Annotated in this window: 12 protein-coding genes; 7 read left to right on the forward strand and 5 right to left on the reverse strand. The window is 35.6% G+C overall.

What is annotated here, in order from left to right; genetic code table 11:
- Positions 1–170: 170 nt before the first annotated feature.
- Positions 171–722, forward strand: a complete 552-nt coding sequence (locus ACIPKN_RS18770) for an ECF transporter S component (protein ID WP_400938885.1) — start codon at positions 171–173, stop codon at positions 720–722.
- A gap of 130 nt (positions 723–852) precedes the next feature.
- Positions 853–1,293: a cell wall hydrolase gene (locus ACIPKN_RS18775; RefSeq protein ID WP_142509340.1), complete on the forward strand. Its 441-nt coding sequence runs from the start codon at positions 853–855 to the stop codon at positions 1,291–1,293.
- 66 nt (positions 1,294–1,359) lie between these two features.
- On the opposite strand, the gene ACIPKN_RS18780 is transcribed toward ACIPKN_RS18775, so the two are convergent.
- Positions 1,360–2,826 carry a DUF7309 domain-containing protein gene (locus ACIPKN_RS18780; RefSeq protein ID WP_400938888.1) on the reverse strand — a complete coding sequence of 489 codons (1,467 nt, stop codon included), beginning with the start codon at positions 2,824–2,826 and terminating at the stop codon, positions 1,360–1,362.
- Between the two features lie 1,114 nt (positions 2,827–3,940).
- Between ACIPKN_RS18780 and ACIPKN_RS18785 the strand changes: the two genes are divergently transcribed.
- The 5 genes from ACIPKN_RS18785 to tnpB all read left to right on the forward strand — a co-directional run bounded on the left by ACIPKN_RS18785 (position 3,941) and on the right by tnpB (position 9,119).
- Positions 3,941–5,065 carry an RNase A-like domain-containing protein gene (locus ACIPKN_RS18785; protein ID WP_400938891.1) on the forward strand — a complete coding sequence of 375 codons (1,125 nt, stop codon included), beginning with the start codon at positions 3,941–3,943 and terminating at the stop codon, positions 5,063–5,065.
- Positions 5,066–5,132: 67 nt separating this feature from the next.
- The gene (locus ACIPKN_RS18790) at positions 5,133–5,501 is read left to right on the forward strand and encodes an RNase A-like domain-containing protein (protein ID WP_400938893.1); all 369 of its coding nucleotides are present in this window, start codon (positions 5,133–5,135) and stop codon (positions 5,499–5,501) included.
- Positions 5,502–6,244: 743 nt separating this feature from the next.
- A complete protein-coding gene (locus tag ACIPKN_RS18795) occupies positions 6,245–6,559 on the forward strand; it encodes a hypothetical protein (RefSeq protein WP_400938895.1) in 315 nt (104 codons plus the stop codon).
- 1,216 nt (positions 6,560–7,775) lie between these two features.
- Positions 7,776–8,363, forward strand: a complete 588-nt coding sequence (locus ACIPKN_RS18800; protein ID WP_400938898.1) for a hypothetical protein — start codon at positions 7,776–7,778, stop codon at positions 8,361–8,363.
- A 471-nt stretch (positions 8,364–8,834) separates the two neighbouring features.
- Positions 8,835–9,119, forward strand: coding sequence for an IS66 family insertion sequence element accessory protein TnpB (gene tnpB / locus ACIPKN_RS18805; RefSeq protein WP_400938901.1), 285 nt, complete (start codon positions 8,835–8,837; stop codon positions 9,117–9,119).
- Between the two features lie 23 nt (positions 9,120–9,142).
- On the opposite strand, the gene ACIPKN_RS18810 is transcribed toward tnpB, so the two are convergent.
- From ACIPKN_RS18810 to ACIPKN_RS18825, 4 genes are read right to left on the reverse strand one after another with little or no spacing between them, the layout of a single operon-like run.
- Positions 9,143–12,340 (reverse strand): AAA family ATPase, encoded by a 3,198-nt coding sequence (locus ACIPKN_RS18810; protein ID WP_400938903.1) that lies wholly within the window; start codon positions 12,338–12,340, stop codon positions 9,143–9,145.
- Positions 12,337–13,008 (reverse strand): hypothetical protein, encoded by a 672-nt coding sequence (locus ACIPKN_RS18815; protein ID WP_400938905.1) that lies wholly within the window; start codon positions 13,006–13,008, stop codon positions 12,337–12,339. The genes ACIPKN_RS18810 and ACIPKN_RS18815 overlap by 4 nt, the downstream gene beginning before the upstream one ends.
- Positions 12,959–14,362, reverse strand: coding sequence for a hypothetical protein (locus ACIPKN_RS18820; protein WP_400938962.1), 1,404 nt, complete (start codon positions 14,360–14,362; stop codon positions 12,959–12,961). Before ACIPKN_RS18820 ends, ACIPKN_RS18815 begins: the two co-directional genes overlap by 50 nt.
- A complete protein-coding gene (locus ACIPKN_RS18825) occupies positions 14,353–15,534 on the reverse strand; it encodes a DUF2399 domain-containing protein (RefSeq protein ID WP_400938908.1) in 1,182 nt (393 codons plus the stop codon). The genes ACIPKN_RS18820 and ACIPKN_RS18825 overlap by 10 nt, the downstream gene beginning before the upstream one ends.
- Positions 15,535–15,842 lie beyond the last annotated feature (308 nt).

Raw genomic sequence — 15,842 nt, forward strand, 5'->3', positions numbered from 1 at the left:
TCCTGCTTGTATTCTCTCATCGTATCATAATTAGCTAGATGCGAAAATGCACTCCCTTATAGAAAAACAAACTGACCTTTACTTTTTTTATCAAATTGGCACTTTTACGATAGTCAGTCCTTTGCTAAAGTAAAAATTATTAAAAAATTCATCCTAGCGAGGACATGCAAATGCAAAATATACAAAGTCAATCCTATACAAAACCACGCACGAAAACATTTGATTTAGTCATTACTTCCATTCTTGCAGCACTTGTTTTCGTCGCGACAATGTTTATTAATATAAAGCTACCATTCGGGCAAGGTGGACTTATTCACCTAGGAACATCCATGCTTTTGATCACGTCGATTTTATTTGGTCCTAAAAAAGGGGCACTTGCTGGAGCAATCGGAATGGGCTTATTCGATATCGTAGGTGGTTGGTTAATTTGGGCGCCAACTACAATTATCTCCCGCGCATTACAAGGCGCCATCGTTGGGAAAATCGCTTGGTCTAAAGGACATAAAGGCGACGACATCCGATTAAACATTTTAGCAGTCGGTGTTGCTATGCCCGTGATGATTGCGGTCTACTATATCGGGCAAGCGATTATGTTCAAAAGCTGGGTTGCCCCTATGGCATCCATTCCAGGGGACGTCATTCAAAACGTTGTCGGCTTAATGATCGCGATCCCAGTATGTATCGTGATGAAAAAAACACCGTACTTCAAAAAGAATTTCTAATAATAAACACGCCATCTTACTGTTTTGCCGACAGCATCGATGGTGTGTTTTTCAATTATAAAACTATTATTAGAATTTCAAATGACAATAATGAAGGCTTTTTTTCATACTATATGGTGGAGGTGAAAAAATGCCAAGAGTAAAGTATATAAATTCCGACGTTGACCTAGTGGCAAGGATGATGAGGGCAGAAGCGGTAGGTGAAGGAAACCAAGGAATGCTATATGTTGGCAATGTTATTGTGAATCGTGTGATAGCAGAATGTCCAGACTTTAAAGATTTAAGAACGATTAATGATGTTATTTATCAGGTACAGGGAGGAAATTATTCTTTTGAAGCTGTTCAAAAAGGGAATATGTTTTACCAAAGGGCGCGACCTAATGAAAGAAGATTAGCAAAACTGACGCTGGATTATTGGCGAGATCATCCAGCGAAATACGCACTTTGGTATTTCAATCCATACGCACCATGTCCTCCAACATGGTACGGTCAACCTTTTACTGGTCAATTTAAAAATCATTGCTTCTATGAACCAGCACCTGATACATGTGAAAGTGTTTATCAAGGATAGGTATAACAAAAAAATCCCACGGAAAAGTCAACTTTTCAGTGGGATTTTGTGTAGTCTGCTTATTCACTATTCTTCAATTAAATCCATTGACATGTCTTTCATAAATTGTCTCACTTCTCGAATGCAAGGAAGTTCACTTTCTACAAGTTCCACCCCTACAACTTTTGCTAGTGGTTGAAGCATCGGACTTAACTCTTTAGAAACAAATATTTTACTTGGTCTTACCTCTAAGCCCTGTAAAAATGCCCATAACACACCTTGTGCAATTGGTGGCGTTTTAGGCATCGGGAACAATTCATGTTCAATAACCAAATTGCTTCCTCGTTCTACAAGCATACCAGCAATCGGATAAACAGTGCGGCTCGTTTCTTCCGATTCTACGCCAAAAGGCATGTAAAATACATCATATTCTACTTGTAACGCGCTTTTAGGCTTTTTCTTATATTTTGCTTTTTCAAACATTGAAATTTCCTCATAGCACTCAAACGTTGGCTTGGGCATATTTATTTGCAAAATATAGATCTCTTGTAACTCACCATCCATTTGCACTTTAAACATTGGATATTGATGTTCAGCTAGCTGCGGATATTCCCAGCCATCCTTCCGAGCTTCTGTAATATTAATCATCCTACCTATAACATCAATTAATAGCTCTACCTCTAAATAATCTGGTCTTTCAGGATGCGTTCCCTCCAGATAGCTACGGAACTGAATCCAGTTCTTCTTCCCTCTATACGACAGTCCATTATCTTTAATTAATAAATAATCTGCTAGGTCTAACTCTTCCCTATCAACAAAATTCACAGTTAAAGCATTTAAACCATAAGAGAAATCGCTCGATAAATTTTTCTCATAAAGAATGTTAGCTAAGCTATGATAGCCAAGCTCCATGTCAAAAATCATTAACCCAAACTCTTCACCACCCGCTCCCATAACAGAAACAAGTACTTTGTAATCTACATCTGCAAAATGAATGCCTACAACTTCATCATCACTAAAATATTGCCATGGCTTTAGTTTTTTCAGGTAATTTGTGAGCTCCAATAAAGTAAGATAATCCGGCTCTAGATTTTCTAGTAAACTATTGGCCTCTTCATCCTCCCTTATCCGTTCATTAACTTCCTCCAAATCAATCTTGTCCATGTTACCCGTATGAATATTACCTGCTCCCGCAATACATAAAAAAGTTTCACAGTTCGTCGGTAAATCCTCATTGTTCTCTAATCGAATAATAAACGATTCACTATTATCAATTATATGTGCAATGGCTTCATCACCAGATTTTCGAAGCCATTCGTCGACCAACTCTTCATCTGTATCTAAATCCGTATCATTTTTAGGTAAAAAACAAATCTTTTCTTTAGATTCCCGTCCATCTTTTTTAACCATTTCAAAATTAAAATAGTCCGCCCCATCCAAATCAAAGCTAAGTAATATCATGTTATCTAGCAAGGAAAAACTACTGTTCTTCGGTAATAATAACTTTCGATAAATCTCTGGGTTTTTCTGACTTTCAATATGCAACTGTATCATTGTTTAACCTCCTTCTTCTACTTGTTAAAGTGATGCTAATGAAGTTACGGCTTACGTTACATTCACACACTAGAGCAATAATCACTTGCTCTATCTCTTCAATCAATTATGCCTCGGCATAAATGCGTCCAGAATCGGCCTTGTGCTTAGGCCTGCACGACGCAGGTAGTTAGCCGTTATTAACTCCTTTCCGATTCCGTGACATCCACCAGAGACTTTAACTTCTTTTAGCAAATAACTTTTGTACCGAAAGCGTAGCAACAGGTACAGCATCTCACCACCTACAGAGGCGGGAGATTTCTGCTGAAAGAAGTTAAACATTTCTACTTTGTAGCTATTAAACCGCTCTCTATTAACTCTACTAACAACCTGTCTGTTCTGCAATACTTCAAAATCCATTTCTCACCAATTGTTACACACCTCAATACTTGCAGTGTAAATTGTGAAAAACACCCTAAGTTGTCTAGTAACAGCGCTTTATTGTGTTTATAAAAATTACATTTTAGAAAGGTGTTTTTGTGAATTTTAGTTCGTCATTTAATAGTATTTAAAAAAAGTCAGTCATCCTCGTACTCGAATTCTATTTCCTTTTCTATTATTTCGTTCTTATGAAAATCCAACAATTCCCTATCATTAGATTGAAGCTTCCTTTTTCCGTCGGCTTTAATTCCTCCCGATTGTTGTAGTTGCATAATTGCATCATAATGTGCATTCTTTTTTTGGAAGTTTATATCCAATTTTAAATGTAAGTATTTTCACTCCTAGGATTGATGCACCAACGAACTATCTGCCAATTATTATGTAAGATTTAAATGTCCTATTCATTAAATAAATAATAAATCCTTTGTCACGATGTCTAAGGGAGAATTTCACACCATTAGACTCCTTATTTATTTCTAACCCATATCCAAAAGCCCTTACACTTGTCATATAATTACATATTTTCTCAAAAGTTTCTATATTCTTATTTCTTAACATTTATACCTAAAAGAGAATAAAATTGCTTAATATACAAAATTATATACACAAAAATAATTTGCTAACCCAACCTTGGTAACATATACTATTTTTTGTAATAAAATTGTAAAAAAATAAATTATAGGTGGTTTTGTATATGGTTCGAAGTATTCCCGGTCCTAGTAAAAAAATTAGTACATATGGTATTGACACAAACAAAATGACAAAAGTCATGAGGAACATTGCCTTAGAAAAAAAATCAAACTCAAACACTAGTAATTCTTCTAAAGGTAGTAAACAAAATCCTAAACAAGTTATAACTAAATCAAAATCTGCACTAGAAAATGGTGTAAGATCACAAATTACTAACAGACAATCTAATTCAATTTCGAACAATCCAACTAATATTAGATCAGATACTGGTTATCAAATTTTTTATAGTGTTGATTCCTCTAGCCTTGGTAGTTCAGTGATTACACTTAACAATCTCAATAGTATGGACGGTGTGAGAACAGCATCGTTAGATACCGTGGAAATTTCAGGGAAATCAAGAGAATTATTTGTGGCTAAATCTTCAAAAGATAAATATCTGGATATTGCAGGAACTGTTTTTGATATTGTAACTGATTTTATCCCTGGAGTTGGCACTGCAAAAGACATTTATAATGTTTATAAGACAATCGTAGACCCTAAATCAAAGGTTGCAGATATTGCATTGGCTTTAGTTGACTTAGTTCCTGGACCGAGTGTTAGCAAGTTGAAAAAATTTGCTGATGTAATTATAGACAAATTTAGTTTAAATAAATCTACTGCAAAAAAATTAACGGATGCTTTAGTTAAAACATCTGCTGCAAAAATCCGAAAAATGGATATAGATGATACGAAAAGACTTATTAACGCTTCTGAAGGTAAAGATCGTGGACATACACTATCGGCACATATGAATATTAAAGATGAAGCATTACAGGCTCGATCTAAAACCAAAGATAAAAAAGGGGCTAGTAAATTTTCAAATCATAAAGTAATGCAAGAATTTGTTAATACTGTATTAGATGACGAAGCTGATAAGATAGCTTCTTGGTTAAAAAATACAAAATCAGATAAGTTTGTTTCTAGTACACACAAATCTAAAAGCTCTTTAGGATATGGATATAAATATAATGCCGCAAAAAAATCTTATGTAAGAGCTGACAATCTAAATACAGGCCTAGTAGTACTAACGAGAGATAATACTAATGAATATGGCTTTATCGTAAAAACAGCATATCCATTGGTTAAATAATCAAAAGTTTGAAATTTTGTATTTTGTTTATTAACATAGATTTTATACAGATTAAAGGAGTTAAAGAATGATATCAAATAGAGAAATAATGTTCTATGATTTACCAAAAGAAGAACTTGAAAGAAAAATAAAAGTTTCATTTAATGATATTACTTGCTTTTATAACAGAGATATGGCGATTGAAATTGTCAATGAAATATTGAATATGCATAGTGAAGAAATTGCTCAATGGTTATGGGAAGACTCCAATGACTCACGTAGACGCATTAGATTAGAATCTAGCCATCAATATCCTATTGGCTATGGGATTTCACAACGCACTAAACAAGAGTATACAGATCTAACAAAAAGTTATATTATTTTGGAGAAATCAGGATTTTCTGAAGAAGGATTTTACATTATCTTCACGGCGCCATTAATAGAATACAATGATTAAGTTACAGAATGGAAAACTTTGATGAAACTAAGTATTTTTGCAAGCTCATTTTTACCCAACGATTTAGTGGGAACAGCTTAAAGATGCAGTTATCGATTATAGGAAAGTATCTAGAAAATACCGGTTCACATTCAAAGAAGAAATACTATATCTTAAACTACTGTTAGCTCAAAAACAATACAAGATATTAATAATGTCTATGACTTAGAATATACCCAAGTATGTGATGTACAAAGACTAGTAAATGAAATTTTACCTATTTTCGAGAATATAAATATAAAGAAGACATTTCTTATGTTCCTATGAAAGCTTTAAATTATACGTTTGATACAATTATTATTCCAACGAAAAATTTTTATCTTTTGATTTTATTGTTACCTATATTCAAAGAGTAGGAGATACATTTATTCAACATTTTAAGCAGGAGTTGCAAAATAGAAAAAATATTTAAAAAGGTGTCTTTATTTTAGAATCTAAATACAGAGATCCCTTTATTCAAGACATGTTTTTATCTTAATTTTATTAATTCAAATAATTAAAAATATTTTTTAATAACAGTCATTGAATAGTCGTGTTTTAAATTACCAATCATGTTGCAATAAAATCTAATATAACGAATTCTTGTAAAAGCAAACTTTAATCTCTATTAAATTATAATCGAGAACGATTTTATTTCGGCAAATTATAATCAATAAAAATGTAATTTGTACATAAAATTATAACAAGGAGTTAACAAATAAAACATGGAAACACTAATTACGAATGAAAGAACTTATGATATTTCTTTTATTCCATTTGAAGACAAGTGCGGACTAAATGAAGATGGAACATATGAAATAGCCTACAGTGGTCACTATATTGATATTCATTTTAATGAAGATATATTTGAAGGGAAAATATATGAAGAATCAAAATATAAAATCTCTTTTTTTTCTAGTCCTTTCCCTTTTTTTGGAGAAGATATAGAAATGGTAAAGAAATATTTTCAGGAAAAGCATGGTATACTAGAATTTTATTATCTTGACATAGACAGCGATGAAGGTTATGTAGAATTTTAATTATAAATTACACAAGACGGTGAACTGCAACCCGTCAAGTAGATAATGAAATTAATAAAAACGTGTTAAACGACTTGAGCCCTAAACTAAAAGGGCTCAGGCCGTTTAAATGTTTATGATATCGATCGCTTCCTTTAACGCCTTATCACTCCAATATCTTAGATTTACCTCTTAAAAACATTTTTTAGTATTAAAGGGATTACTGACAATTACTAATCGATGCTCCAGAGACAGTGATAACCATTTCCTAAGTTTCATTTACCTGTTCCTCCGCTTTTTTAATAACTGCTTGTTAGTATATTGCGTAGCATTTCCTCCGAATAATTTTTAGCATTATAATAGAAATGATTTCTTCACTCTCTTGCTTAGACAATCCCTCTCATCCCTTTGTGCTGATCAAGACGATGCAAAACGTATTGTCCTGCAGCTGCATGTCCTAGATAAGCAGGACATTGTACGATGGTATTTGTGTGGGCAATCAGTGAAATTTGTATATCCAAATCGGCAAATACATTACTTTGCCAATAGTCAATGAGCTTTTTTAATGGCCCTTGTCAGTTCACAAAATTTCTCACGATGTAGCATGTTGACGCCAAGTAGATTGTTAGCAAAATAAAAACATATTGTACAAAGCCTTCTATGACATATAACTTAATATGGCTAATTCCAACACGTATCGGTCATTTCACGAACAGAATTTCATCATAGATTACCTCTATCCATCTACTACCTCATAAGGGGATGGATACATATATGCGGAATAATAATTTCAACCGTTGAAGTTTTATGTTTTATTATTAGCATATTTTTCAATTAGTTTTAAAGGGAGAGAAAAAATGATATCAAACAATGAAATAATGTTTTGTAAATTGACAGATGAAGAACTTGAAAAAAACTAATAATTACATTTACTGATATCACGTGTTTTTATAATCGAGATATAGCAATAAAGGCTATAAATGAAAATTTAGTGATGATAGCGAAGAAATCGCAGAATGGATATAGCAAGATTCCAGTGAATCACTTAGACGTGTGAGATTATAGTTCACTCACCAATTCCCTATAGGGTATGGTATTTCAAAGAAGAGCAAGCAAAAATACACTGACTTAACAAAGAGTTACCTCATTTTGGAAAAGTCTAGTTTGCATGACGAAGGATTTTATATAATTTTTTCTGCACCATTAATTGAATACTAGCTAAAAGGAGTCGCTAAATATGATAGTTATAGAAGAAATAAAGTATTTTATAGACGCACATTTTATCCCGGGTATTGGCTGGGAGTTGATAGAAGATGTAGTTATTGATCACCGAAAATTAAGTAAAGAGGAAAGAACTAAATTCAAAGAAGAAATTTTATATATAAAAAATTTATTAGATCAAAATCAATTTGAAATAGTAAAAAAAATTATTGTGAACAACGATTTAGAAGGTACGAAATTATCTGATATTGAGCATATGCAAAGATTTGTGAATGAAATTTTACCTATTATTGAAAAATTCGAATTAAAAAAAGAAATTTCTTATATTCCATTAGAAAGTCTAAAATATATGTTTGAAACTATAATAATCCCAACAAAAACATCACTATCATATCCATTTTTAGCTATCGATATTCAAAGAGAAGGCGATACATTTATTCAACATTTCAAGCAAGATTTGGAGTATGTAGAACAAGCCTTTAAAAAGAATGATAAATCAAAGATTGAAGAGATACTTCAAATTTCGCATGAAAAAGGTGTTTATATTTTTGACTCTGAATATAGAGATTCTTTTATTCAAGAAGTTATGAAGAGTTTGTCATAATTAATGATATGAGGCTAGCTGACCTCTCACACACCATAAGTATGAACTTTCGGGGTGCGAAATAGTTAGTTTTTTCATTTCGAGTAGACTTCATAAAGCCTATCTCATCCTAACCTTAATTCTATAATACTTTTGATTAAACAAGTTTATCGAATATAAAAATTTATTTATTCTTATTGTTATTCTTTTTCAATTGTAAGCCCGTATTCAAATAACACATATAAACAACCAGGCACCTCCTGTACGATAAATATATCAATTTAAGGAGGTGCTTCTTTATATCAACTACTAAACTAAAAATTGTCCCTATGACACTAGATCCTATCATCACTAATAACTCTTCAGCAACAACTTCACCACAAAATTCTCTAGAGCCGAGCTGCATCATTAAAACAACTAGTGCTGAAATTTCCTTCTTTTAATGGTGAGATAAGCGCATCATCCAAACGATCCTGAAGGATTGAACAAACGATGATGCATGATTTTACAAGCGTGCAGAATGTCTACATCCGTAAAGGTATTGATGGTCTCTCTATACTCATTCAGGATTCTTTTGAATTAGATCCGTTTAGAGATTCCATTTTCTTATTTTCAGGATGGAGCAAAGACCGTTTTACCCCACAGGTTGAGTGGGAACAACTTGAAAATGCGGTTAATTGTTTCATAGGAAACTATCTAAAAAGAACGCTTAAAATTTCAAAGAAGAAATCCTATGGAATGATTTGTTTGGAACAAACTTCTGACAATGCTTATTAATTATAAATCAAAAACAATTACATTCACTTCTTATTCTGTATCCCTCGAATCGTACTTTTCGGAATTGTTGCATCATGCTCAACAATGAATACTTTCGAGAAGCAGTTGTAATACGTTTCATCATGTCCCTTTGGCGACACTATAATCAGCTTACGTTGCAGTTCCTCGGCATAAAGATTAAATACCTTATTTTTTCGCTCATCATCTAATGCGCTATCAAACTCATCGAGCACGATATAGCCTGGTGAAGTAGCTAAGTTTTGCAGTAGTGCGAGCGCGAAAAGAAGTGAACTTAGTGATTCCTCCCCACCCGATACACCTAGCCCTACCTTTCCACTACGAGCCTTCATACTCACATCTTCAAGTGCACCTTGATGCCCAATTTTACGCGCTTTAATATACAGTCGGAAATTGACACGACCTGATTTTTCTTCAATGCGTTCCTTTTCCACTTGCCCTTCAAACTGGAACAAATCCATATATTTTTGGAAAAGCGTATTGATTTTGATTAAGTGCATCGAAATCGTGGTTTCTAAGCGGTCTTCCCACTCATTTGCACGAACCGTATTGCTTTCAAGGAGTTGCTCTGATTTCGCTAAATCAGCATTTTTCTTATCGAAATCAGCTTTTTGTTGATCGTAATTTTGCTGGGCATTTTCGTTAATTTTTTCTAAGCGGGCATTGCGTAGCTCAGCTTTTGCTTGTTCGCTTTCAGCCTGTAGCATCGTCAGTGATAAGTTCGTTGCTAGTTGTTCGTCTAGTTGCTGTGCTTCTTGCGGTAGCACCTGTTCAAGTTCAATCATATCAAGCTCACAGCGACTTTTCATCGTTTCATCTAATTCTAGCTTGTCCTTTGCCTTTTTAATCGTTAACTCATAACCTGTTATTTGACTTTCGACTATTTTCAAATTGCTTTCGAATTGTTGTTGCTGTTCACCTAGTCGTAATTGCTTTCGTTTTTGTTTAATAATTTCATGTTCTTTTATCTCTTGCTCCGTTGTAAGCGCTCGAATTTTTTGTTGCAAGTATTTTCTTGCCTGCTCAATCTGTTGTAGTTGCATTTGCTGCTCTGCAAAAGCGCCGAGCTCCTCATGAATTTTCCATTGTTGCTCATAAAAACCCAGACTATACTTTCCTTCACTTTGCTCGCTTTTTAGCTTGTCTTGTTGTATTTCAATTGCCGTTTGCTCATCATAAAGTGCTGACAATTTTTGTTCGACTAGTTCAAGCTGCTGAATATAAGATGCATAATCCGTTTGCTTTAATAGTGTACTTTCGGCTAATTGCATCGTATGAAGATGGCCTTGTAGCTGTTTCAACTGTCGCCGATTTTCTGCGTATTGTTGTTCTAATTGTTGCTGCTCGTTCTTTGTTTTTGAATATGTCTGTTGTACTTCCTGCAATAGCCTTTCTATCGCCACATCACTTAAAATATATTGCGCCGCTTCCTGTGCACCACGAATACCGCGCGTATCATATAACAAGCCTTGCTCGATTTTCGGACTCTCTAAGAAAAATTGCTTCACCCACCAAAGCGCTTTATTGGCATAATTCCTCTGCTGTTCAGTTAAATCACTACGAATTTGTAAGCCGTACTCCGGTAGCTTCGAGATACTTTCTGTCGGCACAAGTTGCTGAAGTGATACGTAATATAAATCATTGACTGGTTTATAGTTTTTCCCAACATAAAAAATGGTATATTTAATCCCATCAAGTTGCTTTTCTAACTGCAATGGAGCAGATGGCATGAGCTCTATTAACTCACGTAACGGGTACGCTTCTAGTTGTTGCTGCTTTAAATGCAGTAGTCCTTGCTGCTGGCGTTTGGATACTACCTTTTTTTGCTCATACTGTTTAACGTTTTGGTCCACCATTTTTAGTTCCATTTTAAGACGCTGTATCTGTTCAAATTCCCGTTCATTTTGTAGTGCTAAGGTATTAATTTTTTGCTCGATCTGCACACTGCTTACATAGATTGCCTTGTGCTTTTCTGCCTTTGTGATTTCATCTTTTAGGTGCGATGTAGTCATTTGTAAAAAGCTTTTTTCTTGATTGAGCTCGCGTTCTTGCTTGCGCAGTTGCATTTGTTGATTACTGAGCTCACTTAATTGATTTGTAATCATCGCTAATTGATTTTTTGTTTCTTCTAGCTTACGTTGTACCGTTTCGGCATCAAAGCGTAAATGCTTTCTCTTTTTATCGATAGCTTCAAGCTGCTGTTCTAACTGCTCCTGCGATTTTTGTTGTTGTGTATCTTCATTTTGCTGTTGTTTTAGCTGACCTGCTATTTGGGTTAATTGCTGTGATAATGCCCCAACATCCTCTGACAATTGTGTTCTTTGTTGCTCTAGTTCACTAATGTTATGCTTTAATTGTTGCCTCGAAACGACTAGTTTTTCCTTTTCCACTTGATCATTAGCTTTTTGCTCGAACGTCTTTTCAATCGAAGTACTATAATACGCGATCATTTGATGGAGCAACGTATAATATTTCTGACCAGATGTGAAAATACGTTTTTTGTTATCCAAATATTTATTGAGCTCGGTTTGAGCTGCATTCACACTTAGCTCTGCACCTTTTTGAATACCCTTTAAATATTCAATTTCCATACGAACTTCTTTAATTTTTTCTAATGAAGCTTCCCATTCCTTTTGCATATCAGAAATCTCGAACATGTCACTAAATTTGCGAAAACGCTCTTCCGGGTACATCGCCGCAAATTGATTGACTTCTTGCTGATACCAAATTAAATAAAAAACATCTGGTTCGATTTTATACCGCACGCGCAAATCTTCACGATACGCCTTGAATGTACGTCCCGCTGTCCCACCAGATGTATAGCGTGCATGAGATGTTAAGTTCGCTTCGTCTGGCCCATTTAACACCTCGTACTCGCGCTGAATCGGGCTATTTTTCGTATCTTGATTGACCGTTAGCTGAAAGGCAATAAATTTTGGACCATCAATTTTCGTCCGGCCATCATTTAAAAATACGAGTGTAATACGTGCATACCAAGGGTCATTTACTTTTAAATTTGTTGAACGAAGTCCCTCTAGTTCTACCTTTGATGAATGTAGCACGGCACCAAGGCAAAATGTTAATGTCGATTTTCCTACACCATTTGGACCAGTAATTAAAATATGCTCGTCTGGTTCCCCAAAATAAATGCTGCGAGGTGAGTAGTCGCGAACGCCTTGAATTTTTAATTGATACGGAATCATTCGTTTTCCTCCTCAATATGTAAGTTATAACGATTGAAAAACTTCATTACTTCTTCTTTACTAAGCTGTGTTTCCTGAGCAAATTCCGTTGTTCGTCGTAAAAATGACTCCGAAAACATATGTACTCCTATGGCTGTTAACATAAATGCCTCTTCAGAAACGGATTCGTAGTCTGTAACCGCACCAATTTTTTTCAGTTGGTCAATATTATTTTTCAATTTGCGGTTGGCGTTCAATGACTCATGTCCAAAATCAACCAGGATTTGATGCAAGAGCGTAAATTCATGCCCGAGTACTTCTTGGTGATAAAACAAATACAGCATAATTGCGAGCGCTTCACTGCTTAATGTTGATTTCGCATGTTTTGCGGTTACATGCATCATGACAATGACGCGGTCTCGACGTGCATCATAAATGACACGGAAATAGCGACTTAACGCAGCGTTTAAACGATTGATAAATGAATGCAAAGCTTCATCATCTCCATTATTAATGCCTAGCATCTTTGCTAAATCCTTCTTTGCTAAGCCGTAATTTGCCCCTTTAATCGATGCAGATGAAGAAAATAATAACTGCATAAACGCTAATTCCTCTTCGGTCGTCAAATAGCCCTTTAAGCTATTCATCATCATAAGGGTATTGTCGAACGGTAAATCGTTTGTCATCATCGTCTATCCACTCCCATTGTTTTTCATAGTCCTTCGCTTGCTCGATAGGCTGTTGTTCTACCTTATTGTTACTCGTAAGTGCCGATACAGCTAATAATGAAAGAATCGCATCATGCCATTTATTTGAACTCGATTCCACAATGAGCTCTTCCATTTCCGTTTCACCATGCTCGGTTAAATAATTTTCAATTCGTTCGGTATCAATCAGAGATTGTGTCATTTTCCATGAAGCATCCTGCAATGCTTCTTTTATAGGACGAACATCCATTTCGGTCTCTTCATATTCATGCTCAAGTTGATGAGACATCGGCTTTTCTAGTTTCGGTTCATACGTTTGTAAATAATATACAGCATCTGTAATATCTTGCGGGCCAATCGGTGCAGCAAATTTTACAGGGACCCACAGGCCATCCATCGCTTCTTGTTCATATTGATTTTGTTCCATAAAACTTAAAATATCATGAGCTGTTGGGATATTCGTATTAGCTTCAGGTGAATGCATCGCCAAAATAAACTGGCGCACCTTTTCTGGTGAAATGGTGTCAGCAGTAGGTGTGAGCTGCATATTGACAAAGCGAATATATTTTGTCAGTAAGCTCAAGCTAAGAGAGGTCCCCTTTGAAATGGCAGCCGTTCCGCGACGCATTAAATCGCTCATTTTCGTACTTTCTTCGACGGTACCAAACTGTTGTAAGCGTTCATTTAATTTTGTTTCAAGCTCAAACATTAGTTGATTAATCTTTTCCAGCTGCGGTAAAGCATTGCGATCAGCAAGAAGTTCAAGCTGGCGTTCCTCTAATTGCTTAATCGCCTCTTCAACGTTGTAAATCATCGATGCGATTTTATTGCCTCCGGAAATCCCTTGATCGTCGTAGGCAGCGCTTATTTCAGCATCTCGTCTTGCTTGAAATAGCGAGCGTCCAATATCATCTTGCAAATAATAGGCAAGTGCATCGTTACCCATGCGAATCAACCCATCCATTAAATTTTTCCCACGGTCACGCATTTTAATTTGACGACTCTGTTTTATGATCCAATTATTGCGCTCTAAAATCGTGAGCATTCTTGTAATTTGCGCTAATGTTGGCGGTTCATTGTCTAGTGAATACGTAGACTGATATCGATAGTACAGTATTTCCTCGTTATCGATGGGATCTTTAATGCCGAGAGATGCTTCGTTAATTAACTGAATGACATTTAAAAAACGAATAATTTCGATTGGGGAATCGTACATTTTTTCGGTACTTAATTCTTTTAACACACCTGCTAACGATGCTAAATCCCGCATTGATTTCATAAATTCTGCGGTTTGATAATCGCTTGTAAAAATCGAAATCGGTGCTTTTACATCCATTTTATCCACTGTTCAACCCCTCCTAACTGCTGCTCCTGTTCATGCGCCTCTTGCACCTGGGCTGTAAAGCTTTCAATCGAATGATACAATTCATAATCCCGCCCAACAATTTTTACAGTTCCCTTAACTAATGCTGCAGCATACTTGGCAATCGTGATGCCCGCGCTATCGGTATCTGTCCAAATAATCGTTTGTTTAATAGCTGATTGCAGTAATTGCTCAATAAATTGTTTATGTGCAGAACGAATTTGTCCGTCTAAACAAACGATGCAAGAATTCGTTTGCCGTAAAAATTCCGTCTCTACAGCTAAACGCGTTAAAATAGCGCGGTTTTCAACAAGCCATAATGTTGTATTTGTCGTTGTAAAAGGTGATGTTAAGACCGCATTATCCGTCGTCGCATGCACCGCGCCAATCGCATACGTTGCAACGTTATTTTGCACATCACCAGTAAAATAAATTGGCACAATTTTTCCGATGCTCACTAGCCCGTAAAGCATCGGGTCAATACCACTGTGCTCTAGCTGCGCTAAAAAAACCTCGCGCTCTTGGTCAAATACCTTTGAACCCCCAATCGTATCGTGTAAGGCCGCGCCGATTTCTTTAAAATCAAATAGCTCTTTTTGCAAGGATAACGCATAAAACGCTAAACAAAACTCAATGTATTTCATGCGCTTTTTCAGCGTCCACTGTTCAGGTAGCATATTCCATTCGATCGCCTGTTGGAATAACTCCGGTAACGCTAGTTTCTCGGCTTTTTGTTTTAACGCCTGCATCTGTTGCTGTTGTTTTGCGAACTGTTGTTGCTCGGATTTTTGTTGAGCTTCTATGTAAGCCGGGCCAATGCGGTAATAATCTTCCTTAACGCTAATTCCGTCTGTGTGATAACGAATTTCGCGCACAATCCAGCCCTGTTGTAGCCACTGCTGAATCGTGTCATTCGTTTCATGTAACGTTCGTTTTGCATTTGGTGTAAATTTATAGGATGCTAATTTTTTAGGAAGCGGTGAAGTGAATTCTGTATTCATCGTAAGCTTTAAATAAGCGACTTTACGAAATGTACGCGCCGTCTTTTTGACAATAGTCGCAACAAATAGTTGCTCTTGTTGTTCTACCCTTTCAATCGTTTCATCTTTTTTCAAAAAATACGCTTGGATAAATGCCTCATGCATCTTGAAAACCTCCTCTACTTTGTGCCCAGGTTGATAGTAGCGTACCATATGTTTTGTTTGTTGTGGGGAAAGAAAACGAGTCACACAACCGTACCTGCGATGGCTATCGAGTAAATTGATTGGCGGTACATGCGTAAAAAGTATACCAACTGGTGGATCTTTTCGTACGTAGCCATTTCTTACTGGTACATCTTTTCGAGGGACATTACTTAAATACAGACAGAAGCATTAGAGGACTGATTAAAGATCTTGAGGATTTTTCCCCAGTTAAATTATATATTATAACTGTAGGATCAATACTCTCTTTA

Source organism: Lysinibacillus sp. NPDC086135 (genome assembly GCF_044746345.1).
GTDB lineage: Bacteria > Bacillota > Bacilli > Bacillales_A > Planococcaceae > Lysinibacillus.